At 63.6% G+C, this 26,580-nt stretch carries 19 protein-coding genes; 15 read left to right on the top strand and 4 right to left on the bottom strand.

Features of this window, described 5'->3' with window-relative positions:
- The first annotated feature begins 7 nt into the window (after nt 1-7).
- The 4 genes from J5J06_12105 to J5J06_12090 all read left to right on the top strand — a co-directional run bounded on the left by J5J06_12105 (nt 8) and on the right by J5J06_12090 (nt 3,047).
- On the top strand, nt 8-748 hold the full coding sequence (locus tag J5J06_12105) for a signal peptidase II (protein MCO6437825.1): 741 nt from the start codon (nt 8-10) through the stop codon (nt 746-748).
- A gap of 104 nt (nt 749-852) precedes the next feature.
- Nucleotides 853-1,971 (top strand): bifunctional diaminohydroxyphosphoribosylaminopyrimidine deaminase/5-amino-6-(5-phosphoribosylamino)uracil reductase RibD, encoded by a 1,119-nt coding sequence (gene ribD / locus J5J06_12100; protein ID MCO6437824.1) that lies wholly within the window; start codon nt 853-855, stop codon nt 1,969-1,971.
- 90 nt (nt 1,972-2,061) lie between these two features.
- The gene (locus J5J06_12095) at nt 2,062-2,487 is read left to right on the top strand and encodes a DUF4430 domain-containing protein (GenBank protein MCO6437823.1); all 426 of its coding nucleotides are present in this window, start codon (nt 2,062-2,064) and stop codon (nt 2,485-2,487) included.
- Nucleotides 2,484-3,047 (top strand): hypothetical protein, encoded by a 564-nt coding sequence (locus J5J06_12090; GenBank protein ID MCO6437822.1) that lies wholly within the window; start codon nt 2,484-2,486, stop codon nt 3,045-3,047. Before J5J06_12095 ends, J5J06_12090 begins: the two co-directional genes overlap by 4 nt.
- Before the next feature lie 126 nt (nt 3,048-3,173).
- Here J5J06_12090 and J5J06_12085 read toward each other — a convergent pair whose 3' ends face one another.
- Nucleotides 3,174-6,515 (bottom strand): hypothetical protein, encoded by a 3,342-nt coding sequence (locus tag J5J06_12085; GenBank protein MCO6437821.1) that lies wholly within the window; start codon nt 6,513-6,515, stop codon nt 3,174-3,176.
- 268 nt (nt 6,516-6,783) lie between these two features.
- Between J5J06_12085 and J5J06_12080 the strand changes: the two genes are divergently transcribed.
- Nucleotides 6,784-7,137 carry a hypothetical protein gene (locus J5J06_12080; protein MCO6437820.1) on the top strand — a complete coding sequence of 118 codons (354 nt, stop codon included), beginning with the start codon at nt 6,784-6,786 and terminating at the stop codon, nt 7,135-7,137.
- On the opposite strand, the gene J5J06_12075 is transcribed toward J5J06_12080, so the two are convergent.
- On the bottom strand, nt 7,097-9,610 hold the full coding sequence (locus tag J5J06_12075; GenBank protein ID MCO6437819.1) for a protein kinase: 2,514 nt from the start codon (nt 9,608-9,610) through the stop codon (nt 7,097-7,099). The two genes, J5J06_12080 and J5J06_12075, sit on opposite strands and share 41 nt — an antisense overlap.
- A gap of 278 nt (nt 9,611-9,888) precedes the next feature.
- On the opposite strand from J5J06_12075, the gene J5J06_12070 reads away from it, so the two are divergent.
- Complete coding sequence (locus J5J06_12070; GenBank protein MCO6437818.1) at nt 9,889-11,640, top strand: glycosyltransferase family 39 protein; 1,752 nt, start codon at nt 9,889-9,891, stop codon at nt 11,638-11,640.
- Between the two features lie 47 nt (nt 11,641-11,687).
- Here the strand turns inward: J5J06_12070 and J5J06_12065 are convergent, their stop codons facing one another.
- Nucleotides 11,688-12,893 (bottom strand): hypothetical protein, encoded by a 1,206-nt coding sequence (locus J5J06_12065; GenBank protein MCO6437817.1) that lies wholly within the window; start codon nt 12,891-12,893, stop codon nt 11,688-11,690.
- Nucleotides 12,894-13,481: 588 nt separating this feature from the next.
- On the opposite strand from J5J06_12065, the gene nusA reads away from it, so the two are divergent.
- The 9 genes from nusA to J5J06_12020 all read left to right on the top strand — a co-directional run bounded on the left by nusA (nt 13,482) and on the right by J5J06_12020 (nt 25,368).
- Nucleotides 13,482-14,960, top strand: a complete 1,479-nt coding sequence (gene nusA, locus J5J06_12060; GenBank protein ID MCO6437816.1) for a transcription termination factor NusA — start codon at nt 13,482-13,484, stop codon at nt 14,958-14,960.
- A 104-nt stretch (nt 14,961-15,064) separates the two neighbouring features.
- Nucleotides 15,065-17,809 (top strand): translation initiation factor IF-2, encoded by a 2,745-nt coding sequence (gene infB, locus J5J06_12055; protein ID MCO6437815.1) that lies wholly within the window; start codon nt 15,065-15,067, stop codon nt 17,807-17,809.
- A 34-nt stretch (nt 17,810-17,843) separates the two neighbouring features.
- Nucleotides 17,844-19,004: a hypothetical protein gene (locus J5J06_12050; protein ID MCO6437814.1), complete on the top strand. Its 1,161-nt coding sequence runs from the start codon at nt 17,844-17,846 to the stop codon at nt 19,002-19,004.
- Complete coding sequence (locus J5J06_12045; GenBank protein MCO6437813.1) at nt 19,004-19,285, top strand: DUF503 domain-containing protein; 282 nt, start codon at nt 19,004-19,006, stop codon at nt 19,283-19,285. Before J5J06_12050 ends, J5J06_12045 begins: the two co-directional genes overlap by 1 nt.
- Before the next feature lie 57 nt (nt 19,286-19,342).
- Nucleotides 19,343-19,813, top strand: a complete 471-nt coding sequence (gene rbfA / locus J5J06_12040) for a 30S ribosome-binding factor RbfA (protein MCO6437812.1) — start codon at nt 19,343-19,345, stop codon at nt 19,811-19,813.
- Nucleotides 19,810-20,517: a hypothetical protein gene (locus tag J5J06_12035; GenBank protein MCO6437811.1), complete on the top strand. Its 708-nt coding sequence runs from the start codon at nt 19,810-19,812 to the stop codon at nt 20,515-20,517. Before rbfA ends, J5J06_12035 begins: the two co-directional genes overlap by 4 nt.
- A 114-nt stretch (nt 20,518-20,631) precedes the next feature.
- Nucleotides 20,632-24,168, top strand: a complete 3,537-nt coding sequence (locus J5J06_12030) for a tetratricopeptide repeat protein (protein ID MCO6437810.1) — start codon at nt 20,632-20,634, stop codon at nt 24,166-24,168.
- Between the two features lie 84 nt (nt 24,169-24,252).
- Nucleotides 24,253-25,005, top strand: coding sequence for a YebC/PmpR family DNA-binding transcriptional regulator (locus J5J06_12025; GenBank protein MCO6437809.1), 753 nt, complete (start codon nt 24,253-24,255; stop codon nt 25,003-25,005).
- A 9-nt stretch (nt 25,006-25,014) separates the two neighbouring features.
- The gene (locus J5J06_12020; GenBank protein MCO6437808.1) at nt 25,015-25,368 is read left to right on the top strand and encodes a hypothetical protein; all 354 of its coding nucleotides are present in this window, start codon (nt 25,015-25,017) and stop codon (nt 25,366-25,368) included.
- A gap of 35 nt (nt 25,369-25,403) precedes the next feature.
- Here J5J06_12020 and J5J06_12015 read toward each other — a convergent pair whose 3' ends face one another.
- A complete protein-coding gene (locus J5J06_12015; GenBank protein ID MCO6437807.1) occupies nt 25,404-26,507 on the bottom strand; it encodes a DUF2029 domain-containing protein in 1,104 nt (367 codons plus the stop codon).
- Nucleotides 26,508-26,580: the final 73 nt, after the last annotated feature.

Genomic DNA, 26,580 nt, shown 5'->3' with positions numbered 1-26,580 from the left:
CCGGACCATGGCCGAATCACCCCAATCGAAGGCAACCACACGGAATGCTGAGGTCCGGCCGGCCTGGTCGGACGTCGGAGCACACCTGCGTTTCTGGATCGCAGCGGTAAGTCTTCTCGCGCTCGATCTCTTTTCCAAATGGTGGGTATTCAGCACGCTCAAGCCGGACGAGGTGCGAACGCTGATACCGGGGACGCTGGAGCTGCGCCGATCGCTGAACGACGGGGCCGTTTTCGGATCGTTCAGCGGTTACACGGGCGTGTTCGTGGTGGCGTCAATTTTCGCGCTGGCGTTCGTGGTCTACCTGTTCCTGGCGTCGGCGCGAAACCAGCGGTTGTTGCAGATCTGCCTGGGAATGATCCTCGCCGGGGCCTGCGGGAATCTCTACGATCGCCTGGCGGTCCAGGCCGACGTCGTTCGGGTCAATCGGGGCGGCCAGTTGCGGACGGTCATGATCGGCCAAGTTCTGAGCGAGCCCGGCGCGGAGCGGGTCCAGGTGGGTCACTGGCCGGAGGGCGATCGGCTCCCCCCGCGGACGTTCGATCGAGAGGATGTCGTGTTGTCGCGCCAGGGTGTGGTGCGGGATTTTCTGAAATTCGTTCCGTCGTTTCCGCAGTGGGTCCCGCGGGTCGGTGGGCGCGAGGTCTGGCCGTGGGTGTTCAACGTGGCCGACGCGGCGCTGGTTTGCGGAGTGATTCTGCTGGTGGGCACGTCGCTTTTTGATCGGCGCGGGCACCAGGCCGGGTGATCTCCCACCGGGGCTTTGCCTGACTCTTCTTCTTGTGAAACGGAACCGCGATCACGTTACGAGCATCTTCCTATCCTTCCGGACGGCTTGAAGATGAAATCCTGATGCGGCGGGCCCTTGCACTGGCCCGGCGCGGGCAGGGCCGGGTGGAACCCAACCCCATGGTCGGTTGCGTGATTGCGCGCCGCGAGCGGATCGTGGGCGAGGGGTACCATCGGCGATTCGGTGGTCCGCACGCGGAGGTGGAGGCTTTTCGACGCTGCGAGGGGAGTTCGCGCGGGGCGACGATCGTTGTCACGCTGGAGCCGTGCACGGTTTTCGGAAAAACGCCGCCCTGCGTGGATGCGGTCATCGCCTCGGGCGTGTCGCGCGTGGTCGTGGGCGCCCGGGATCCCAATCCGGCGGTCGACGGGCGGGGCGTAGCAAGGCTTCGCGAAGCGGGGATCGAGGTAACCGAGGGCGTTCTGGGCGACGAAGCGGCAGAGCTGATCGCTCCATTCGCGACGCGAATGAGGTCGCGGCGTCCTTACGTGATCGCCAAGTGGGCGCAGAGCCTGGACGGGAAGCTGGCTACGTCGCGGGGAGATTCCAAATGGATCTCGAGCGAAGCGTCGCGGAGAATGGTGCACAAACTGCGCGCCCGCGTGGATGCCGTGGTGGTGGGCTCGGGAACGGTGTTGCGCGACGATCCGCTCCTGACGGCCCGCGACGTCCCGGTGCGGCGCAAGGCACTTCGGGCGGTCCTCGATCGACGGCTGCGAATCAAGGAAAAGTGCCAGATCGTTGACACTGCATCGATTGCACCGACGTCGGTGTTCACGTCGAAAAGCCTGGCGCAATCGGCCAAGGCCGATCGCCTGCGAGGGCACGGTGTTGAGGTGGTCGGGCTGGATGGGGCTGCGGCCGGCACGTTCATACGCGGGTTTCTCAAGGCGCTGTACGCCCGGAAGGCGACGAACGTGCTTGTGGAGGGCGGACCGACGATATTGACGGCGTTCTTCGCGGCGCGATGCGTGGACGAGGCGTGGGTGTTCACGGCGCCGCGGCTGATTGGCGGCGAGAACGCGCCGAGTGCGATTCTGGGCGGTGGTGCGGTGCGGGTGGACGGGGCGATCGTGCCGCGCGTGATTGAAGTCCGCCGGGTGGGGGACGATGTCTTTCATCGGCTGCGGGTGACGCACGAATCCGGGCCGCGGCGAAGCGCTTCGCCGCAGCGCCGGTGACGGCTCGGAACGCTTGCCGACGCGGCGCGGGGCGCATATAGTCGCCGTGACCCGAGGTTCCCGCGCAACTCGCCGGCAAGGAGAGTACTTGTGACCAGACGTACGTTCTTTGGACTTCTTGCAGTGGCGGGATTCATGCTCTGCTCGACGGGCGCCTCGCCGGCCGCCATTGATCAGGAGAAGAAGGTCCGCCTGATCATTGATTACAACAACGGCGTGTCGAAGCACTATGAATTGCCGTGGGCATCGGGCATGACGGTGCTGGACGCGCTTAAAGCGGCGGAGTTGAGCAAGCCGGGAATCGTGCTGAAGTACAAGGGCAGCGGAGGCACGGCGTTCGTGGAGGAGATTGACGGCTTCCGGAACGAAGGTACCGGTACAACGGGAAAGAACTGGCTCTACTGGGTGAACGATCAGTTCGGTGACCAAAGCTGCGGCAAGTTTACGCTGAATCCATCAGACGTGGCTACGTGGCGGTTCGATGTCTGGAAAGGCAAGGGAGAGGACGCGAAATGAGACAGAGCGGACAGAGCTTTCCGATCGTCCTGGGCGGGGCGCTGGTATTGATCCTGGTCGGGATTATTGGCCGATTGATTCCGCACGCGCCGAATTTCGCCCCGATCGCGGCGACGGCCTTGTTCGCCGGTTTCTTCCTGCGCGACTTTCGCGTGGCCCTGCTGGTCCCCCTGTGCAGCCTGTTCGTGACGGATCTGCTGCATTCCGGCTTTTACGATGCCCGCATCATGGTCGTGGTCTATGCGGCCCTGGCGATGCCGGTAGCGTTCCGGTGGTTGCTCGGGTCACGATGGACGTGGATCCGGATCGGCGCTGCGTCGCTGACGATGTCCGGCTTGTTCTTCGTGATGACGAACCTCGCCGTGTGGCAGTTCTCGGGGATTTACGAGAAGTCCATTGCCGGCCTGATGCAATGCTACTCGGCAGCTCTGCCGTTCTTCCGGTATACCGTTCTGGGTGATCTTGTCTGGACGGCCGGCCTGTTCGGGACCTATGCCTTGGTCAGACGGGCTCTTGGTGCCGTGAACCGAGCAGCAGCGGCGCGAGCGACGCTGGCGTAGTGCGGCGGGTCGGGCGTATCTCGCCCCTAGAAATAGGACGGGCGGTGGTCGGAGAATAACCGGCCACCGCCCGTTGTTTTCAGTTATGTCGATGAGCACTGCTCAAGAGCAGTGGCACCGGCGCGATTACTCCCCGGCGGGCACCGACCGATCATGGAACCCGCGGGCGAGCATCACAAACGGATCGCCGATGGGCACGATAAAAATATCCGCGTTGACCAGGGCGCGGCGCCGCTCGAGCGGACCCAGGCCATCGGGATCAATCTCGGCCTCAATATTGAACACCTGATCCATCACGAAGTTCACCATGGCGATGGCGGTGAAGATGTCCACGCGCGTCTCGCGGGTGAGGTCGTGGGTGCCGTCGAAGAAATCGGGCGGCACGAAGGCGGTGAGGAGGTTGATGGCCGTGTTGGGTCGGCCGAAGCGGAAAGCGTTGCGCCGCGGTTTGAAGTTACGCGGGACGAGCGCCACGCCGTCGCGTGTGGCCGGGGTTTGCGATTCAGAATCGATGTTGTCGAAGACGACACCGAGATTGTTGTCCGCCCGGCGGTAGTAGAGGCGAATGTCCGTGGAGCGCCAATCGCCGGGATTAAAGAGCGTGGGGCGATGGGCGACGGTGGGTTCACCTTCGTCCTGGGCGTCGTTGCCATTGATGTCGTCGTAGTAGGGGTCGGCTTCGGGATTGTATCGCGCATTGGGCGCGTCGGTTCCGAAGACGTGGGTGAAGACCATCGGCTGGATGGTCAGCCCGACGACCTGATCGGCTTGGACGAGGATCATGCCGGGGTCGATCGGGACGCCGCCATCCATCGGCGGTTCGGCGCCATCATTCGGAACACTGCCGTCGCCGGGAACTTCCTCAACCTGGGCGGGCGGGACAGGTTCATTGCCGCCGTCCGGCGGAGGGACCTCGCCATCTGGCGGTGGTGGTACGTTACCGTCCGGGGGCGGGGGGACATTTCCGTCCGGCGGCGGGGGCGCGTCTCCATCCGGAGGAGGAGGGGGAAGCTGGCCGTCGCCCAGGAACGGATCGAAGACGTCGTTGATGAAGTCGTTGGGGTCTTCGAAGTTTCCGTAGTCGTTGAAGTCGTCCACTTCGTTGAAGAAGTCCTCGAATCCCTCGGGGCGTTCCGGCCGCGCCTGGAAGAAGTTATCGGGATCCTCGACAGCGGCGGGTCGTCCGGTCTGTTCGTTGAACAATCCGAACGCGCCGGTGGCTTCGGAGTCCGGCAGGAACTGGAGGACGTAGCGTCCGCCGGGGTTATAGGTGGCTAGGCCCGTGGTGCGGTCGTAGTCGACGCGGACGGGTTCGCCGCGCTCGCCGATGCCCGTGGCAAGGACGAAGATCTGCTGATTCGGCCCCTCGACCGATGCCGGGGCCGGTCCGATCGGCGCGGGTTCGGGCACGAATTCATCACGGAACACCGTGATGTTCACGCCGGGGTAGAAGCTTCCGGACTCGGAGACGAAGTCGGCGAAGGGTGCGCCGTTGATCGCCTGAAAGAGACTGTTGTCGTAGATGCTCAAGCGGACGGGACCGCGGGCGCCCTGAATGCGGTGCCCGCTGTCGCGACGGATGAGTTCAATTAGACCAGTCTCGTCAGTTCGCGGGCCGAAACCGAGGTAAAACATTCCGTCACCCGAGGCGTTGTGCCGGACCGATGTCACGATGCCGTTGGGGTCGATGTCGGCGTCAACCGTAACGGGCGAGACGGGCATGTCCGAGCGAAAGGCGTCGCCGTCGGCCACGACGAAAAATGCGCTCGGACCCGTCGGATTGAAGGGCAGGTGGGCGCGGGCTTCACGAATGCGTCGGGCGAGTTCCTCGGCGGCCATGAGCCTGTCGGTCACGATGGCATCGAAGAGGCGATCGAACTCCGGGGCAAGGGTATCGCCGAGGAATTCACGGATCAGATTTCTGAGTTGCGATTCACGGGCATCGAAATCATCAGCGCCTACATCACTCAGACCGCTCTCGAAGATGCGGCGCATGACCTGATTGATGTTGATGGCCCGACCCTTTCCGTCGGCCGTCTGAAAGATGGTCAGCGGCGGACCGAAGAAGTTGGGGTCGTCGGCGTGGAACACGAGCCTCGCGCCCAGTCCGTCCTCGATGCTGGTGAGCAGATCGTACAGGTCGGCGATGGAGATGCGGCGTCCTTCCAGGTGCAATCCCGCCATGCGCACGAGGATGTGGTCGCTGATGACCGGCAGCGGAGGGACACCGCCTTCCTCGCCTTCACCATCGATGAAGACGAAATTGCGATTCGGCTCGACGACGGTGCTGATGTAGATCGTGGGTTCGGCGAAGTCCCCGTCGCGGATTTCGTTGACCTGGGCAACGAAGAGGTCGTCGGGAACGCCGTCGGGGTAGAGCTCGAGGAATTCGGGCGGGAGTTGGTCGAGCAGTTCCGGCGGAAGGCCGTCTGGGAAGCCCTCGCCGATCTGGTCAAGAAACTCCGGCGGAAGTTGATCAAGGATGTCTGGGGGCAGATTGTCGGGAAGCTCGGCGAGGTCGTCGAACGGCTTGTTGTCGCCGTACAGCTCCGAGGGCGTGGTCGTTTCCACGTTGTCGAGATTGGCGAGTGCGGAGAGGTCGGCGCCACCGGGCATGTCGGCCACGGGGAAGCCGGCGCGGAGAAACACCTCGGCCACGGCCGCGGCGAGCGATTCGGCGTCTCGTGCTCGGGTGACGTTGATGTTGCCTTCGACGATTTCCACGCCTTGCTGGGCGAGGGCGGGAAGGTCGCCATCAAAGATGTCGGCGAGGGCCTGGGCATCAAGTCCCTCGATTTCCTGGAGCAGCAGGGCGTCGTCGATGCCGGCCTCGTCAAAGAGGTTGGTGTAGGCGTTGACAACACGGGTTACGACCACGGCCGGGCTGACCGGAAGATCCTGCGGATCAATGCCGAGTTCGGCGAGGATCTCACGGAGTTTGGCGAGAACAATGGTAGTCAGCGGATCGGCGCGGACGTCGCCGAGTTGGCCGGCGCCGTTGGTGCCGTCGTCGGGAATCTGGACACAGCTCTCGATGTCGCAGGATCCGTCGCCGCCGATGTCGCCGCAGACGGTGAAGTCGGTTCCGACGGGCAGTCCTTGGGCTTCAAAGGAGCCGTCGGGACCGAGCGGAACCGGAGGAATCGGGTTGCCGTTCTCGTCGAGAAGATCGTTCCCCTCGAGGTCCTTGAAGGAGACCATCGTGTCGGTGGTGTCGAATTCGGGTGGAATGGTCTGGGCGGAGGACGTATCCGCGCCGCGGGTACTCTGGCTGTCGAACAGCTTGCCGGAAATAGCCCCGTCGTTGCCCAGCGGGTCGTTGATCAGGGTGTTGCTGTCATCGGCGGGACTGCTGTTGCCCCCGACGGGCGGAGCGGAGTTGCACCCGGCGTAAAGCGACACAGTCACCGGGATCAGCAAGGCCAGCACAAATCGATAGCATCTCTGCCTGGTCTGTCGCGTTTGCACAATCGATTCTCCAAAAGGTCTATTGGAATTCGCCAGACCGACCCGCACCTGGAAATGAATGTGTCCGCGGGGCCGACCGCTGTCGTCGGAACTATCGGCGTCCGGTCCCTTGTCCTGAATCGAGACCCCATTGGTGGATATCCGCATCGGTCATCGCCGTCCCGGAAAGCGGCCGACGGTTGTCACGGATCCGTCTCGGACGGGTGTTGGCGGACGTTGACTGGGATATCTGAGGAATCTGGAAAATTACTTCTCGCAGGTCCGAGAGATGTCGATAGGCGATATTGGTCTTCCCTGGGTTTTCGGCGGTGTGCATTACCGGCCGATCACGTCATTCGCCACCTCGGCCGGTGCCTGCTTGCACGCCTGTCACATATCGGGTCGGTCGGGCATTTTTCCTGGGGAGTGCGATCATGGCAATGTTCTATTGGATCCTCGACCTGCTGGAAGGATTCGTGCCGCTGATCTCCATCGGCATGGAAGGTTGAAGGGGAACGTCGTGTACGAGTATCCCCTCAATGCGGTGGAAGCGCTGTTCGTCGTGTGGGTGCGACGGCTCGCGCCCGTCGTGGCGGCGGTGGTCATGGGCCTGATGGCGGGGCTGTCGCTCGCGGCCGGTTGAGCGAGAGCGTATCCGCGGCCGTGCCAAGCATGTGTCCGTCCGCGAGGGCGGGCGCGACGGGAAGCCGGTGCCGGTTGCGGGCGAACTCGACGCCCATCGCCAACAGCATGGCCAGGCTGAGTGACGCCGTCGCCAGTGCGAGCTGGACGGTAAAGCTGCTTTGCGAAGCGCCGGCGAGCAGTAGTCCTGCCACCGCGCCCACGAGAGCGGCGGAGACGGTCAGTCGCCGAAAGGCGATGCGTGATCCACGAGTTGACCGTGCCACCGTTACGGCACAGAAGCAGCCCGCGAGAGCAGCAAGGATCACCAGCGCCAGCGACATCCACGGCAGCGGAAATGCCGTGCGAAGCGCCGGCCGGCCGAGCAGTCCGGCCAGGAAGTCGGCCAGGAGCGTGCCGCCCGGCACTTCGGCCTTCCATTCCCCTTCATCGTAGACCGTGTGCCGATCGGCAGGAAAACCCGGCCTGGACGCACGAAAGTCGGCGATCAGCACGGCACGATTATTGACCAGTGCCGCAAGCGCGTCACTTTCCACGCCGAGCAGCATTTCATAGGGAATGACGCGATCCTGCCAGTATCGGGGCGGGCTCAGCGGAAATGACGCGTAGGCGATTATGTCGCCCGCTTGAACCGCCTGCTTGCCCTTGAAGGTCTGGACGGGAATCTCCGCCTCGAGAATGTCCCGCTCGCGAAGGTAGAGGTTGGGTTCGGCGCGGTAGAGCAGTTCCAACTGCCGGGAACGTTCCTCCGACCACTCAATCTCCAGGCGACACGCCGGCTCGCGAACCGCGGCGTATGCGGTCAGAGCGACATGGGGGATGACCCTTCCATCCGCGCGGCGCGAAGCCAGCACGAACTGAGACTGTCGCTCCTTCATGTCGCGAGCGACGATGCTCCCGTTGCGGGGTGGCTGTTCGAGATGCGCCAGCAGGATCGGGCTCAGCACCGGTCGACCCGCACCGTCGTATTGCGCCGCGGCGAAAATTACGGGAACGCCGGCGCGGGTCAGGGCATTGGCACCCGCAGCGAGCACCTCATCATCACCCTCGCGCGGCGTGGCGAAGTAGTAGTCCCACAAGAGCGCGAGCGGCTGGGCTTGCGAGAGGCGTTGCATCAGCTTCCCGTGGACCGCCCGCCACGTACGCACGTCCTGCGTGACGCCGGGAATCTGCTCCCGCTCGGCGTAGCTCAGTACCGCCGGTATGCTCTCGTCGAACACGCCGACCAGGGCGATACGCTCGCGCGGATCGGTCATGGGTGCCGCGGCCGACGCCCCCGTATCATTGGCAATCGCCGGTTCCTTCCAGCGGATGTCCAGAAGCCGGGCGGAGAAAAATACGAAGGCAACCGCAACCGTGACGGTCGCCGCGAGCACCGCCCATCGGGCCCGAACGGCCGCGCCCACAGCGAGGCGCTGGACGCGCGAAGCGGGCGAGGGCGCACGCGTGCGAATGCGCTCGCCCTGCAAGTAGCGGTCGATGTCCTCGGCCAGGGTGAGTGCGGAATCAAGTCGATAACGCGGATCCCAGGCGAGGGTGCGCTCCAGAAGGATCTCGAGGTCGCGCCCGCGCGGAAGGTGTCGAAGTCGGACGCGACGGGGCATTTCGTGGCGGATGCGCTCGAGCAGCGCCTCGTGGCCCGATTTCTCCGGCGTCCCGCCGAGTTCATAGGGGTACTGCCCGTCGGTGACCAGTTCGTAGAGCATGACACCCAAGGCCCAAATGTCGCTGCGGTGATCGACGGGCCCGCTGGCGCCGCCCCAGGCCTGCTCGGGCGACATGTACTTGAGCGTGCCGATCAGGTCGCCCACCTGCGTGATCGTCTGACGGAGCGAACTGCTCCATTCCGCGGGCCCGAGTGCGCAGATGCCGAAATCGAGGACGTGGGCCTGTCCCGCAGCATCGATCAGAATATTGCGCGGCTTGAGATCGCGGTGAACGACACCCGCGGCATGAGCGGCGGCGACAACTCGGCATACGCGGGCGAACACGGCCAGGCGCTCATCGATCGTTCGGGCCTGATAGACGAGATGCTCATCCAGGTGCTCGCCGTCGACGAAGTCCATGACGTAGTACGGGCGCCCGTCGAGCATGCCATGGTCCAGGCACTTGATGATACCCGGGGCGTCGAGCCTTGCGAGAACGGCGGCTTCGCGTTCGAAGCGGCGTTGCTCGGCTTCTCCGACGCCCGTCAGGATTTTGAGCGCGACGAGGTGCGGCCGTTCATTTAGCCTCCAGGCTTTGTAGACCACGCCGAAACGTCCGCGCCCGAGTTCCGCGACAATGTGATAGGGCTCGATCTTGGGGAATGAAGGCCGCTGACCGGCGGCGATGAGCCGCTGCATGCAAGCCCGACAGACGACCAAGTGCTCCTCCACGGCCGCGGCTCGATCAGGGGCAAGATCGTTCCCGCTCAGCCGGACGATGAGGTCCGGATCGGGACAGGGCGTGGTGGTAGTCGGACTCGCCGTCACGGCGATACTCCGGCACGGGACGTGGAAAGCGGAGTCTTGTGCTGCCGCTTTGAGAAAGTGTATGTCGGCACCAAGGGTCCGTCAGCGATATCGGCGCAGCGCGGGAGATGCGCTGAGCCCGGTTTGAGGGATCATCGGATGCCGCTGTCAAAGACCGGGCGTTACAAATCCCACTGACAATCCTGTTGAATACACGATGATTTTACTTCCCCCGACGAGGTTCATCATGGTATCCTGTCTCCGAACCGATCGACTGCCGGGCCCTTTCGGATCGGAACATGTCTGCGTCGCGTCGAGCCAGGCCCGGCGGCGGCGCTGCATTTCTTGCGCCTCCGCGGGCGACATTTCGGCGAATCGATGTCCTGCTGCTGACCGGAATCTTCCTGGTCGCTCTTGGGCTGAGGTTGTTCTACGTCCAGCAGATGCGGGCCAGCCCGCTGTTCGACCATCCCGTCATGGACGAGCAGTATCACGACGAATGGGCCCAGGCCTTCGCCGAGGGACAAACCTATATCGAGGGACCCTACTTTCGCGCGCCGCTTTATCCGTGGTTCCTTGGAACCATCTACTGGCTCTTCGGGCACGACCTGTTCGCGGCGCGCGTAGTCCAGGCCTTGCTGGGTTCGCTCAGTTGCGGATTGCTATTCCTGATCGGGCGGCGAATCTTCGGCCGGACAGTCGGTGCCATCGCGGGCTTCACCGCCGCGAGCTATTGGATACTCATCTACTTCGACGGCGAGTTGCTCATACCGCTGCTGATCGTATTCCTTGATCTGCTGCTGATGTGGATGCTGTTGGAGGCCGGCGAGAAGCCGCGATGGTGGCGGTTCGCACTGGCGGGCGCGGTCGTCGGGTTGTCCGCGTTGGCTCGGCCGAACATTCTGTTGTTCGTCCCTGCGATTGTAACGTGGTTGATCTGGCAGCATCGGAGCGACTGGCGAAGTGCCATTGTCCGATCACTGTGTCTTGTCGCCGGCTGCCTGCTGCCGATTGCACCGGTGACCGTTCGGAACTACGCCGTGGGCGGCGACCTCGTACTGATTTCCTCGCAAGGCGGCGTGAACTTCTACATCGGCAACAACCCGCGCTCGGACGGGCGAACGGCCATCGTTCCAGGAACACCCGGCGGCTGGTGGGAAGGATACCGTGCCTCCATCGCGCTGGCGGAGGAGGCGGCCGGGAAATCAGTCCGGCCGTCGGACGTCTCGCGCTATTATTTTCGCGAGGCGCTGTCGTGGATCTTCTCTAACCCCGGAGATTTCGTTGCCCATACGTGGCTCAAGACGCGGCTGTTCTTCTCCTCGTGGGAGATCTCCAACAACAAGGGAATCTACTTCTGGACGGAGCGCTTCGGGCGGGTGCTGCTTTGGCTTCCGCTGGGATTCCCGGTCGTTGCTCCCTTGGGGCTGGCGGGTCTGGTGTTGTGCCTGCGTCGCGGATCCTCGGCGTTTCCGCTCTGGGGATTCGTCATTGTATATTCGATCAGCGTAATCTTGTTTTTCTGCACGGCGCGGTACCGCGTTCCCGTGCTGCCACCGCTGATCCTGCTGGCATCGTACTTCGTGGTCGAAGTAGCCCGGTACCTCAAGGCGCGGAAATGGGAATTGCCGCTGGCCGGTGCGATGGTGCTGGTCTTGTCGGCACTGCTGGTCAACACCTGGCCGCAGGGCCGCGAGAAGTTCCGCAACGACGCGTTCTCGTATGTCCGGCTGGGAGGCATTTACGCCCGGCAGGGCGATCTCGACCGCGCGGTCGAGAGCTACCAAAGTGCGATCGCCGAGGCGCCGACGATGCTGATGGCCCATTTTCAGCTTGCAACCGTGCTGCATCGTCAGGGCAAGCTCGACGAGGCCATCGCGGAGTATCGTACGGCGCTGAACTGCAAACCAACGCTGAGCTCCGAGACGGCGCGGATGGTGGCCGAGGCACACTACTACCTGGCGAAGGCGTTGGCTTCGAAGGGTCGCGCGGACGAGGCCGAGCGGCACGTGGAGCTGGCGCGGCATTTCGATCCGAGCGTCGTCAAGTGATCCGCTGTGCGCCGCGGAAAGCTCGATTCCGACGGCGGTTCTTGCGTTCATTCGATCGCTACGGGTGAAACAGCTCCTTGGCTGGAAACGGTGCCAGGAAATCGCTCGCCACATTCCGGGCAGCGCGGCTCGATAAGCCCGGTCAACGAATAGCCGCAATACAGGCAGCAGTTGCCGATAATGCACCGGTAGCGGCGGAGCGGGCCGCGCATGAAGATGATGAGCAGGATGATTATGAGCAGAGTGGCGATGTACGAACCCGGAATCGAGACCTGTCGGTATCGCACGATGGCGGCCGGAGAGAATCTCTGACGCCACAGCACTTCCCTTGGAGCCCAATAGGGATCCATGGAATACGCCAGTGGGTCGCCGGACATCGGGTCATGGGTCATTTCCAGCAGTCGGATTCCGGCGAGATTCACTTGTTGCCGGGCGGGGGCGGGCAAACCGCCGGCAGGCACCGTGGCCGGGGTAACGATCTGCTGATACCCCAGGGCAATCGCCAGCCCGCGTTTCTTCTCCACGCCCCATACGCCGCCCAAAGACGTCGCACGTGACTCGAAGCTCAACTGAAGACCAGGCGTGACGGACACAATGCAATTCAAGTAACGGTTGCCGACCCAGACGCAGTCGAAGTTCTTCTCATTCGCTCCCGCAAGGCCACTGACCTCCGCGCCCGTCGCTGTCCATGGCACAAGGCGTGACTCTTTGCAGGGGACTGCGTAGCACCAACCGATCGCGAGCACGATGGTCGCAACGAGAATGACCACGACTCGAAGGGCAAATCGCCGGAAGGACCGGCGGTATCGGGCCTTGTCGGACGGGCGGATCGTCTCTCGCGCCAGGGGGATGAAGTGCCGGCGGTTCCGCCATACGATCCACACGCCCGGGCCGAGAAGGAACAGCGCCGCGATCGCGACGTAAAGCGTGAAATCGAACAGGAGCACGTGCGCCGGAAGCAACCCTGGGCTGGAGAAGGTACGCGACTCCAGGCGCCAGCGACCGGCCACGGGCCCGCGCTGGTAGCCGAGAATGTGGTAGTCGAGGGATTCTTTCCAGTTTGTGTTCTCCGCGACCGGAACCGAGACCGTGAGCAGTCGGACGCGGGCGTCGCGCACGACGACCTGAACCCACCGGCCCTGGGCGGGATGGAACTCCCAGGAAACCCAGGCAAGCTTGCTGGCGACGATCGCCGAAATGAGTGCGATCAATAAGAGGGCGAAAGCCAGGAAGCGCCTTCGGGGAATGGGCACGTCGGGCCTCCGGGGCGGCGTGAACTGGACGGCTGTTACATCATAGAGGGGCGCGATGGCGACCGGCGGCGCGAAAACGGATTTCGCGTCTTCTGCCAGAGTGCCGGAACGAATAGGCGCCGCAAAATCGCCCCCGTCACCCTTCCCCTGGGGGCCTGCTACAGCGTTGACAGGCCCAATCAGCGACCTATAATCGCCTGGATTGACGTTGCCAAGTGTCGATGGAAATGCGCGCTAAACAATTGTCCGGGCGGCATTTCCGTCGATATACGGGAATTGTGAAATCGATGGCCGGATCGATCGGGAACGTGATGGCGATGAGCCATTCAGCCCTAACGCGTGGAGTGGTCGGTCGTGCAAGCTGACCGGACAGGGTCAGCTTGCGCCGCTATGGCGACGACCGGCGGTCGAAGGAAGCGGGGTTGCGCGATGTCGTGAGCCTCGCCACCTATCGGCGTTCGAACTCCGCGTGGGACCGCTTGGGCGCCCACGCTTTTTTTTCGCCCGCCACCGGGCGATTTCGTCGCTGACAAGTGGCCGGGGACGGCGAGCGAAGCGCTGCCGTCCGGTGGAGAACAGAGAACGACGATGAATACGGACCTGTTGCGACTCGTGGACTCCATTGCCCGGGACAAGAACATCGAGAAGGAAGCGGTGTTTGCGGACCTGGAGGCGGCCATGGCTTCCGCGGCGCGGAAGGCCTTCGCCATGGCCGAGGACGTTGCGGTTACCATCGAGCGCGGCAGCGGGCAGATCAGCGCCTCGGTGGATGGACAGGCCATCGACCTGAAGACCCTGGGGCGAATAGCCGCCCAGACTGCCAAACAGGTGATGATTCAGAGAATCCGGGAGGACGAGCGCGGGGCGATTTTCGAAGAGTTTTCACAGAAGGTCGGCCAGATTCTGACGGGCACCGTGGTCCGTTACGAAGGTGGGGCGCTGATCGTCAATATTGGGCGCACGGAGGGCATTCTTCCCCGAAGCGAGCAGATTCCGGGGGATCAGCATCATCCCGGCGAGCGCATTCGGGCCATGGTGCTCAACGTCCGCGAGGAGCAGAGCCAAGTCCGCATCGTGCTCACGCAGACCCACCCGGATTACATCCGCAAGCTGTTCGAGATGGAGGTTCCGGAAGTCGGAGAGCGGATCATCGAGATCAGGGCGCTCGCTCGCGAGGCAGGCTATCGTACCAAGGTCGCTGTGTCGTCGATCGATTCGAAGGTGGATGCGGTAGGTGCCTGCGTGGGGGTACGCGGCAGCCGGATCAAGAACATTGTGGACGAGCTCGGCGGCGAGAAGATTGACATCGTGCGCTGGAACGAATCGTCGCAGGTTCTCATTACCAATTCGCTCAAACCAGCGGAAGTGAAGGAAGTGTTCCTTTGCTTTGAACTGGGCCGGGCCGCGGTGATTGTCGAAGAAGATCAACTATCGCTTGCAATTGGAAAGCGTGGGCAGAACGTGCGCTTGGCAGCCCAGCTTACCGGCTGGGATATCGACATCCTCACCCCCGCTGAGCACAACAAGTCCCTGGACGAGATGGAGCAGGCGCTCAAGAGTCTGGAGGGATTTGAGGATGTGCTTCTGGACAAAATGCTGGCGGTTGGCCTTATCTCGCTGGCCGATCTGGCGGAAGTTGGCGCGCAGCCCCTGGTAGATGATCTGGGCATGGAGCCGGAGCTGGCCGAGCGCGTTGTCGCGCATGCGACGGTTGAAGCCAAGCGGTTGGCGGAGGAGGCGGAGGCTGCCAAGGCGGCGGCGAAGCTGGCCGCGGCTGAAAAGGCAGCGCAGGAGGCGGCGGGCGTTGCTCTGCCGGCCGAAGGCGCGCAAGCCGTGGAAGCACCGGCGGAGTCCGCCGAATCGCAGGCGTCGAACGAAGGAGCGATTCCCACGGAGCCGGATGCTGTTCTGGATCCGGGGCACATCGCGGAAGAATCGACCGCGGAGATAGAGCGGCAGGGGGCCGAAGCGGAGGCTGTGGCTTCCACGAATACGGAAAGCGATCTCGCCGTGGAGCAGGGAGCGACGGCGGAAGTGTCGCCCGCGGGAGAGGAAAAGGAAAAGTAATTCGATGATCACCGGGAATGAGACCCGGCGGTCTGAGCAGGAATCGGTGGTTTTCGCAAAGGTGATGCGTCGAACGGGGATCGCCGGCCGCACGGAGATTCGAATTGGCCGATAAGATGCGTGTTCATATTCTCGCCAAGGAACTCAACGTTCCCAGCAAGACCATCATCGACAAATGCCGCGCCGAGGGTATCGACACGGTCAAGAACCACATGTCCACCCTGAGCGCGGGACTGACCGCGACGATCATGGAGTGGTTCAGCACGGAGTCATCTGGTGCGGCGCTGGAGACGGCGGAGCCGGTCGATCTGGACAAGGTTCGCATCAGGCGCAAGCCCGCCGCGAAAGAGAAGGAAAAGGAGGAGGCTCCTGCCGAAGCCGTTGCGGTTTCGGACGAAGTCGAAGGAGAATTCGAAGCACCCGCGACGGTCGTTGCCGAAATGCCGGTCGAAGCCGAGCCGGCGAGCGAAGTTGTGGAGGAAGCCACGCCGCCGGCGCCCCCAGAACCGCCGGTGGTTGAAGAGCCCGAACCGGCCGTGACGGAGGAGCCTGCCGTCGAGGGGGAACCGGCGGAAGCGCCGGAGTTCCCGAGGGTTGCTGCGGAAGCACCCCAGGATGCCGAGGCCGGGCCGGTTGAAACGGAAGCGCCCGAAGAGGCGGCCAAGCCCCGCGAGCCGTTTAAGCCCGCCGGCCCACAACACGTGCCGACGCCCGCGAAGCTGCAGGGACCCCGCGTGGTCCGCTACGAAGCGCCCGATCGGGATGCGTTGACGCTGCGCCGCGGCCCGCGACCGCGGCCCGCGGCGGGTGAGCCGGAGGCGCCCGGCCCCCGTGCACCGCTGCGGGTTGGCGAAGGGGAGGCGAACAAGGACGAAAAGGCGCAGCGGAGGCGGGCGCGACTCAACCCGCGGCGTGCGGCGGGGCGCATGGCGGAGGCCGGTGAGCGGCTTGCCGAGTGGCGTGATCAGGACCTGGCGGAGCGTCAGGAGCGACTGGAAACCGCCACCGGTCGGCGCATTGTCCGTCGTCGGACGACTCAGCCGGGCCGGGGGTCGAAGCCGACATCGAGCGGTCCGATTACCAGGGCGACGGTCAACGAGCCCGTCCGTCTCAAGGAGTTCTGTTCGGCGACGGGACTGAGCTTCATGCAGCTTGTCAGGGTGATGAAGGACGAGTTCCAGCTCATGCCGAATATCAACATGGTCCTACCCAATGACACCGCGCAGCTTCTGGCATTGCATTTCGGCATCGAACTGGAGGTGGTGCCGGCCAAGACGCTGCTGGACGGCGTTCGCGAGGAGTTTGCCAACCGGCCTCGCGATAACAACCAACCGCGTCCTCCCGTGGTGACGATTCTCGGCCACGTCGACCACGGCAAGACGAGCCTTCTGGACCGGATCCGGAAGGCGCATGTGGTGGCGTCCGAGGACGGCGGCATTACGCAGCACCTTGGCGCGTATCACATCCAGGCCGGCCATATCGCGGTTACGTTTCTGGACACACCGGGGCACGAGGCCTTTACGGAAATGCGGGCCCGGGGAGCACAGGTAACGGACGTGGTCGTGCTGGTGGTTGCGGCCGACGACGGGCTGATGCCACAGACGATTGAAGCGATCAATCACGCCAAAGCGGCGGAAGTACCCATCGTGGTGGCGCTCAACAAGATCGATCTGGGCGAACAGAACGTCTTGAAGATTTACGGACAGCTCACAGAGCACGGGCTGACACCGTCGGGCGACTGGGGCGGCGAAGTGGACGTGATTCAAACGTCGGCCACGACGGGGCAGGGCATCACCGAACTGGTCGAGCACCTGGGGGCGCTGACGGGAATTCTGGATCTCAAGGGCGATCCGACGGTTCCGGCAACGGGGACCGTGCTGGAAGCAGAAACGAAGCTGGGTGTCGGCGCGGTGGCCCGGGTGCTCGTGACCGAGGGCACGCTGCGCGTTGGCGATGTAGTGGTTTGCGGCGGCGCGTTCGGGAAGATTCGGGCGATGCTGGACGATCGTGGCCAGCGGATCGACGCCGCAGGTCCGTCCATTCCGGTAGAGGTGTGGGGTCTGGACGACGTACCCTCGGCCGGGGACGCGTTGTTCCAGCTCGACAGTCTTCAGCAAGCCAAGGATGTGGCGACAGAGACCAAGCAGCGTCAGCAGATCGATGCGCGCCAGGGGATGTCCAAGGGGCGTTCGCTGGCCGACCTTCTGCAACGGCGCAGCGCCGAGGACATCCCGGAACTGCCCTTGATCATCAAGGCGGACGTGGACGGGAGCCTGGCGGCGCTGAAGCAGGTCTTGGGGAACCTGCCCAGCGATGAGGTGAAATTGACCTTTCAGCATGTCGGCGTAGGAGCCGTCAACGACAGCGACGTGCTGCTGGCGGCGACGACGGGTGGAATCGTGGTGGCGTTCCGAGTGGAGGCCACGACGGGCGCGAAGCGGCTGGCGGAGCTGCACGGCGTGGACGTGCGCTCATACCGCGTCATCTACGATGTGCACGACGACATCAAGAAGGCGCTGGAAGGTCTGCTGGCTCCGGACGAGAGCGTGGAATCGCGCGGTCGGGCGGAGGTGCGCGACCTGTTCAAGTTGAGCAAGCGGACGGGCGTGGTCGCGGGCTGCTTCGTGACGGACGGGGTGATCGAGCGGCGGCACCTGGCCAAGATCATTCGCGACGGGGTGATCGTGCGCGAAGGCGCGCAGATGGGGTCCCTGCGTCGGTTCAAGGACGACGTTCGCGAAGTGCGTGCGGGCATGGAGTGCGGCATCAAGATCGACGGATTTGACGATGTTCACGTGGGCGACGTGATCGAGACGTACGAAATCGTGAAGACCGCGCGTACGCTGTAGGGCGCAGAAAGGGTCGGGCGCCGGCGGATCGACCATGATCGAGTTCAAAGCGGATTGCGGGCACACGGTACGGGCGAAGGACGAAGACGCAGGTGGTACCGTGCGGTGTTCGTACTGTGGACGCGCGGCCGAGGTGCCGGACAACCGCTCCCGGGATCTGGACTTCCTTCTGACCGACCTCCAGCGTGATGAGAAGGGCGAGGGCGTTGCCCGGGGCAAGCCGCCGCGTCCTTCGCGGCTGTTTCCCAAGCGCAAGCGTCGTCCGCCGGGGCAGTTCAACCCCTTCACTGTCGTACTCAAGCTCTGCTATGTCGCGCTGCTCTTCATCATCGTGTTCGTGGTCGGGAAGACATTCATCCTGCCATTGTTCCGCGAGGGCGGGTGGCAGCGGGCGGTGACGGGACAGTCGGCGATCGGCGGGGCGGAAGCACCTGCGCCGCGTCCTGACCGGCCGACGCCCATCAGGCCCGAGCGGCCAGTGCAATACGGGTTGATCGCCCGCGACCGCCTGGAGGGCCTGCTGGTCGATTCCACGCCGAGCAACGCAATGGTCTACTGCCTGAAGGCGGACCGTTTGCCGGCAGGGGAGCGGCGCATCAACAAGGTCAATGATGTGCAGCGCTTCCGCGCGGGGGAAAGCGCGATCCGGTTGAGCGACGGGCTGTACGTCGTCGAAGTCGTATTTCCATGGAATGCGCGGGAGTTCTCCGGGTATCGCGGGTACGAGCAGTTTCGCCGGTCGATCGAACGGGCCACCTTTGAGGAGCGCAAGCGCGCCGTCCGCGAGTATTTTCTGCCGGACGACGCCGACGACGTATTCATCGACGAGACGGATGAGCAGATCTTCATCGTGCGGCAGTATCGCGACATCGAGGTGCGCAACCGCCGGTCCGCGTCGGGCGTGCGGGCGCTGTTTCTACCCCGGCTCATGCAGCCGGACGGAGAACGGTTTGCGATCGAAGAGCTGGTTTCACGGTATCTGCCCGCGGCGACGAATTACGCTTTTGACGAGAACTGGGTGGAGGGAGAGTTGCGCTACTACGGCGTATCCGATGCGGATCAACCCTTCGTGGTCGCGGCGCTGAAGCGGATCGGGGTCATACCCTACCGCAGGCCGGATGGACTGGTGCGTCTGTTCAAGATCGGGCTGGAAGACGGATCGTTACGGTCGCCGGTCCTCACGGAACCGAAGTAATGAGGGTTGGTCTGCTCACAATTGAGCTGGCAATCCTGGAGGCTCAATCACTAAAGGATAAGCGCCGCGTACTGAAAGGGACCAAGGAGCGGATTCGCCAGACGTTCAATGTGTCCGTCGCAGAGGTGGGCCACAATGATCTACCCAAGCGGGCACGGCTCGGTGTGGCGGTGGTCTCGAACGAGTCGCGCGCGGCGCAGTCGCAACTGGATCAGGTCGTGGACCTGGTGCGTCGGGTTCGGGGCGTGACGCTGGTGGATTATGAGAGTGAGGTTCTTTAAGAGGGAACGGAGCCTGCCGCCGCAACACAGCCGCGAGCGGCGCAGGCGGAATTCGCGATGAAACCCTATCGCCGTGAGAGAATCGCCAGCCGGATTCAGCAGATCGTCAGCGAGGCCATCGCTTTCGAGCTTCAGGATCCGCGCATCGAGCCGATGACCAGCGTCACGCGGGTCGAAGTCACGGGCGATCTTCTCATCGCGCGGGTCTTCCTGAGCGTGATGGGCGGGGAACCGGCCGAGCGCCGCACGCTGAGTGCCGTCCAGCACGCGGGGGGGTTTCTTCAACGCCTGGTCGCCCGCGAGCTCAACATCCGGCAGTCACCGGACGTGCGCTTTGAAATCGACGAGCGCATCAAGAAAGTCCGCGAGACGCTGGCGTTGCTGGAGCAGAATCGCCAGGAGAATCCGTCGCTGGCCGGGGAATCCACGGGTGATCCGGCTGAGCCCGACGACGCGGAATTTGACGAAGCCGGGGCGGAAGTGGGAGAGGACGCAGACGACGAGACGGACGAGGATCGGACGACATGAAGCAGGGTACGCTCTACGCCAAGCGCATCAAGAAGCTGTTCGAGAGCGTACGGAGCTCGAACAAAGTGGATGTACCGACCGAGCCGGATGACCCCCTCCGGCGTCTGGCGATTGCAATTCTCAGCGAGAGTGACGGAAGCGATACCGCGGAGGCGATCGTCGAGCGCCTGACGAGCAACCTGGTGGGATGGAACGAAGTCCGCGTGTCGACGGTGGAGGAACTTCTGCGGGCGGCGGGGGAGTCCGGTTCGGCAACGCCAGTCCCATACTTTGAAAGGCTGGTTCGGGCGCTCCAAGCGGTGTACGACAAAGAGCACAACGTTTCGCTGGATCGACTCAAGTCGATCGGACGTCGCGAAGCCAGGCAATATCTGGAGGCCCTGGACGGCGTCGGACCTTATGCAGCGGCCTCGGTGACGCTGTGGAGTCTGGGCGGACACGGCATTCCCGTGGACGACGGGATTCTCGACGTGCTGCGCAGCGAGGAACTCGTCCACCCGACGGCGGACCGGGCGGAAGTGCAGGCTTTCCTGGAAAGGAACATCCCGGCAGCGCAGGCGCAGGAATTCAGCCTGGTGATGCGCAAATACGCCGCGGGTCGCAAGAAGTCCGAGGCGCCGCGTACGACGACAAAGGCATCCAAGCGCGCCGGCCGTTCCACCAAGAAGCGGGCTGTTCGGCGCACGCGGGCGGCGCGCAAATAGTTGAGCTCATTTCGGGGTACGACGACGTTGAAGTCGGGCAAGAGTGAGTGATGCGGACGGGGATCCATGTCTCCGGCCGCCCCGGAATTCTTCGGGCAACTTCGAGAGAGAATCGTGAATACGCAAAGAAGGCTGGCCGTGCGTTGGATGGCGCCGCTTGCGGTGGTATTGGTGGCTGGTTCGGGTTGCGCAGCAGCCGGCCGAGAGGCTCCCGCCGCGGCCCGGGCTGCGGAACCCGCCGGACAAGCTTCGGCGGCAAGCGAGCGGTCGCGACTTCGCCTGAAGGAGATCGAGCCCGATCTTCCGGCGCCGGCGCATGGCGAAGTCGAGGAGCTGTCGGAACGGGCGGCGCGGCGTGTGGACCGGGCGACGGAACTCATCGCCGAACAGCGTTTCACGGAGGCGGCGCTGGAGCTGGAGCGCGGACTGCGCTATCAGCCGGATCACCCGGTGATCCAGAGGACGCTGGCCCTTCTCCACTGGGAGGCGGGCAACATCGAGCGCGCCCGCAAGCATGCGGAGCTGGCGATTGCCGCCCGGGCGGACGAAGCGCTCGCTCATTATGTCCGCGGGCGCGTTCTGGCGCGTGACGGTGATCGATCCGGAGCGATCGCGGCGTTTCGTACGGCGCTCAAATGCGGCAATGTCGGGGAGCTTCCGGGCCTGCGGACGCTGCTCCATTACCAGCTTGCGGAAGCGCTCGCCACGGAAGGGTATTGGACGGCGGCGCTGGAGGAATACGAGGCGTTCGAAGAAGAAGCAAAGACCTCGCCGAATGGGGCGCCCCAGCTTGCCCGGCAGCTTCGCGAGGCGGGTGAATCCGCCGGTCTGCAGCGTGCGGAACTGCTGGAGAAGCTGGGGCGCTTTGCGGATGCGGCGGCCTTGTTCGGGCAGGTTGCACAGCAGCGCCCCGGCGGCGCGGGCAAGATGCAGATGCGCCAGGCTCGCGCCCTGCTCGAAGCGGGTCAAACGGAGGCCGCGCTGGCGGTCGCCCGCAATCTTCCCGCGAAGACGCCCGGCGTGCTCGAACTGCTGGAGGAAATCCATCGGACGACCGGACATCCCGAAAGGATCGTCGAGGATATCCGGCGCATTCGCGCGGGCGGCGAGGCCGATCCCGGATTCGTGCTGCGCGCGGCCGGCCTGCTGCGCGAGACAGGACGAATCGAGGAGGCGGAGTCTCTGCTTCGCGATCAGTTGAAGCATGATGCCGGAGCGGTCACGGTTCGGGAAGCGCTCGTCGACGTCCTGTTGGAGGGCCGCAGATTCGCGGAGGCCTTGTCCCAGGCGGGAGAGCTGATCGTCGCGGCACCGGAAGAGGCGGCGGGCGTCGAGGCGCGGATTGCGGCCTTGGCCGGGGATCCCGATGCGGTCGGAATAATCCTTGGCGACACGGCCACGCAGAATGCCGATCCCATGACTCTGTATCTACGCGGCGTGGTGGCGGAGGCGGCGGGGCGCCAGACGCGGGCCGCAGAGCTCTTCGAAGCGAGCCTGTCGCAAGACGCCAAACTCATCGGGCCGCGTGTCGCACTGGCCCGGCGTTACCTGGACGCACTTCGCTATGACGATGCCTTGCGGGTCGCTCGCGGCGGAACAGGCGAGGACGGCGCGGCCGCTGATCCCCGGCTGGAATTCGTGATCGGCCAGATTCTGGAACGACTGGGAAATACGCCCGAAGCAGAAACGCACTACCGGAATGCACTGCAACGCGATCCCGAGAACGCGGATGCGATGCTCGCCCTGGCGGAGCTGTACATCGACTCCGATCGGCCTTTGAACGCCCAGCGAGAGCTTCGCGCCCTGCTGGAGCGCTCTCCGGAAAACGACCGTGCCCGCGAGCGCCTGGCGCTGTTGTACCTTGATGACAACCAAACGGAGCAAGCCGTCAAGGAGTTCCGGATTCTCAAGGACCAAGCGAAGTCGGTGAACATTCGGGCACGGGCGACGGCCTTTCTTTCCCAGTATCCCACCTTTGACGGAGAGAGCTATCGCAAGGCGCTTCAGGAGGCGCTGGGTGATGCGCCACCGGATGTAACGACGCGGCTGGCCATGGCGGAGTCGTTCAACGCTTTGACGGATGCCGCGCGACGGCTCGAGGCCTATCGCAAGGCGGTGGAAACCGATCCGCAATCGGAAGCGGCGATCCTCGGGCTGGTCACATCCCTGAAGGAAAACCTCGAATACGAGGAGGCCATCGAGCAGCTGGCGCATCTGCTTCCGCGCCGGCCTGCCCGCGATGCGTGGGTGAGAGAGCTGATCGAGCTGTACTGGATCGTGCAAGACTATGACAAGGCCGCGGAACTGGCCCGGTCGATGCTTGAACGCGAAGGACTATCGGTCGAACAGCGCGAGGGCTATCGGCTTCGGCTCGTGGACACGCTTCGATTCGCTGGTAAGGCGGACGAGGCGGCTCGCCTGATGGAAGATTGGAGCCATGAAGGCGACGGCCGCACCTGGCGGCGGCGCCTCGCACGGCTGTATGAGTTGAGCGGCGATGCGGCACGAGCGATTCCCATTTATGAAGCCCTCATGGCGGACAAGAAGCTCGACGGCGATGTGACCAATGCGTTTGTGGACGCGCTTGTTTCCGCGAAGCAGTACGATCGCGCCGTGCAGTTGGCGATGGATCCGCTGCTGAACGACCCCGAAAACGACAACGCGGTGCAGCGGCTGGTGCTGGTGCTGGCGTCAGCCGAGCGATATGACGAAGCCTCCGAACTGGTGCGAAACACCATCCTGCGGACGCGGTATCGCGAGGCGTTTCAGTGGCTCCTGGCGGGGGTGCTCCAGCAGGCAAAGCGATACGACGAGGCGGCGCGGTGGGGGGAGTCGCTCTTGGATGAGGTTCTTTCACAAATGGAGCGGGTGCGACTGGGCCGGATCGAGCCGCCCGACCCAAACATGACGGACCGCGAGAGACTGGTCCAACCCAATGATCCGGTCTCGGCCCGGTCGCTGCAACAGCGTCTGGCGGAGCTGCGGTTTCTGCTGGCGGGCATTCTGGCCCGCGCCGGGGAGCATCGCCGCGTGCAGTCCCTGGTCGAGGAGCAATGGCTGAAGGAGCCGTCTGACCCCGGCGTGCGTTTCGAGCTTCTGCGGGCACTGGCCATGTCGTACCAGATGCAGGGGGAGGATGAGCAGGCGACGGAGCAATTGGCTCAGGCCTTGGTAATCAACCCGGGCGACGTGGGGCTGAATAATGACGTGGCCTACGGCTGGATTGACCACGGGGTTCATCTGGACGAAGCCGAGAAAATGATCCGCTTCGCCCTTTCGCGTGCCCCGCGGCAGGGGGCCTACCTCGACACCTTTGGGTGGCTGCTGTACAAGAAAGGTGCGTTCGCCGATGCGAAGAAATGGCTGGAGCGGGCGGCCAAGGCGCGAACCGAGGATGATCCGGTCGTGAACGATCACCTGGGAGACGCGAGCTGGCGGCTGGGGCTGAAAGAGGAGGCGATCAAGTATTGGTCGGCGGCGCAGGCGGCGGCGGAAAAGATGGGTGAAGAGGAGCTCATCTCGGCCGACTTGAAGCGGGTCAAGCAGCAGGTTCCGCAGAAGCTCGAGGCGGCACGAAGCGGTGGGGCGCCGGAAGTCGCCCCGTTGGGCAAGCCGCAAGAGAATGAGGCGGATGGCACGGAAGGCTCCTGAGGGCGGCAGCATCCTTGAATGTCGCGTGGTTTAACGGGTTGGTCCGTCGTATGACAGTTCTTGCATTGTCCTGGAGTTGAACACGTGTCCGGTCACTCAAAATGGTCGACGATCAAGCACAAGAAGGCCGCGCTCGATGCCAAGCGGGGAAAGGCGTGGAGCAAGTTCGCCCGCGCCGTGACCATGGCCGCGAAGATGGGCGGGGGCAGCATCGAAGACAATCCGCGTCTGCGCCTGGCGGTGGACAAGGCCAAGGCGGCCAACATGCCCAAGGACACCATCGAGAAAGCCATCAAGAAAGGCACGGGCGAGCTTGAAGGGGAATCGTACGAAGAGATCGTCTACGAGGGTTACGGTCCCGGCGGCGTGGCGGTGATGTGCAAGGTGATGACCGACAACCGCAACCGCACTGCGGGGGAGATCCGCAAGATCTTCGAGCGGGCCGGGGGCAACCTGGGCTCGACGAACTGCGTGGCGTTCCAATTCCGTAATCGCGGCGTGATTGTGGTCGAGGCGAGCAAGGCGTCGGAAGACAAGATGATGGAGCTCGCTTTGGAGGCCGGCGCCGACGACGTCACTTCGTCGGCGGACATTCACGAGGTGATGACCAGCCCCGAGAACTTCGAAGCGGTGCGCGAGGCGATTGAAGCGGCGGGGATCGAGATTCAGTCGGCCGACCTGTCCCAGGTGGCGGACAACCTCATTTCGCTTGATCTGGACTCGGCCCGCAAAGTGATGCGGCTGATCGACGCCCTGGATGAGCACGACGACGTGGACGCGGTCTATTCCAACACGGACATTTCCGACGACGTGGTGGCGGAATTGGCAAAGGAATAGGGCGTCGCCTTGGCGCCCACGCTTGCCGGTTCAGGCCCGTTCGATGGGCGTGTGCACCTGGACACCGAAGGCGCCGGCCGGGCGACCTACAACAAGTTATTCTGCGAGATTACATGCGGCGTTGACGGCGCGGCGACGTCAACCTCGGAAGGCGCCATCGAAGAGCCTGCGGCCATTCATCTCCCCGACGGGCGTCAATTCCACGGAGTTTCTTATCGCGGGGACATCGAAGGCTGGCGCAGATGCATCACGGCCGCGTGTGCGTCGCTGGGCAGGGAACATGCGAAGATCTACGGGGGTGCCCTCAAGCTCTCCGAAGGCGGCGAAGTTGCGCTGGCGGTTTGCAAGGCCGGGTATTTCTGAGTCAGCGTCGCCAGCCTCCCGACTTAAGGACAATCCTACAAGAGTGCATCTCCGGGGGTTTGAGCTCCGGTGTCCCTGCGAGCGCTGATTAACACTACGACGAGGAGATACAAGCTCCCTGCGGTTGCTACCCAGCCCGCGGCTTCCTGCGGGTGCATATTGTGAACTTGGGTGAGGATTCGCGCTACATTCGTGGGCCGCAGTACACAGATTAGTCCCGGCAGAAATACAAGCAATCTGCGCAGTGGAGACGAGATCGTCGCAAACACCATGGGAACGAGCAAGACCAGATCATAGATATGCAGGGGCACGAAAGCCGCGGTAATAGCGGCCGGCGGGCCGAGGGAATCCGTGCACGACCTGGTGTTTCCTGCCTTTGCGGCGGTTGGGCTCTCGGGGAACACCGGATCGCGAAGGCGCAAGTAGAGACAGAGAGAAGCCATCAATAGGCCGAGAAGTGCTCCGATCAATGTCGGCCTCTGAATTCCCAGGGCCTGCAATAGACGAGGCAGGCCCACGAGCGCTTGAGGTTGATTTGCAGAAGCGACTCGATATTCCGCGAGGCAGGACGAGTAACGGCTCATGAACTCCGTGATGTTTCCTCCGATCCCCACGAGGGCTGCTACGATTACGAGTCCAGCTCCGATGACGGGGGCTTTCCAGCCGCGCCGCACGGCAAGGTACAGCAGGCAGATTCCCGTGACGTGAAGTTTGAAGGCTGCGAGCGCGATGCCAACGCCCGCAAGTATGTGATGATTTCTTCTGATACAGAAATCCGCGAGCGTTAATCCGCCAACGGCGATGAGCGTGAGTTGGCCAAGGGTCAGGACCATGGCGTTGGAGGCCGTTGACCCAGCGATGATGCAGGCGATCGCGATCCTCCGAGTCGATACGCCGCAATCGATGGCGGATCGGCTTAACAGGAACAGGATCAGAAACAAGGAAAATACGTTTCCAAAGTCGAGGGTGAATCGGGCGACTGACCAATCCAAGAGGGCCAGCGGGACGGCAATAACGACCGTGCTCGGTGGATAGGCAAACTGGGCCCGTCGCGGCGTGCCGGTCAGGTTCTCCCATCGGTCAAAGAACACCTCACGTTGGTACGGGGAATCCCCGGCCAACCAACACTTGCCTGCCACGTATAGCCATCTCGCGTCGAAATGCCTTTGGGGTACGTCCGCGCGCAACCCGCGCCATGCCGGGAAGATAACC

It is taken from the genome of Phycisphaerae bacterium, assembly GCA_024102815.1.
Lineage (GTDB): Bacteria > Planctomycetota > Phycisphaerae > UBA1845 > UBA1845 > JAGFJJ01.
This window is presented reverse-complemented; position numbering and strand designations above follow the sequence as displayed.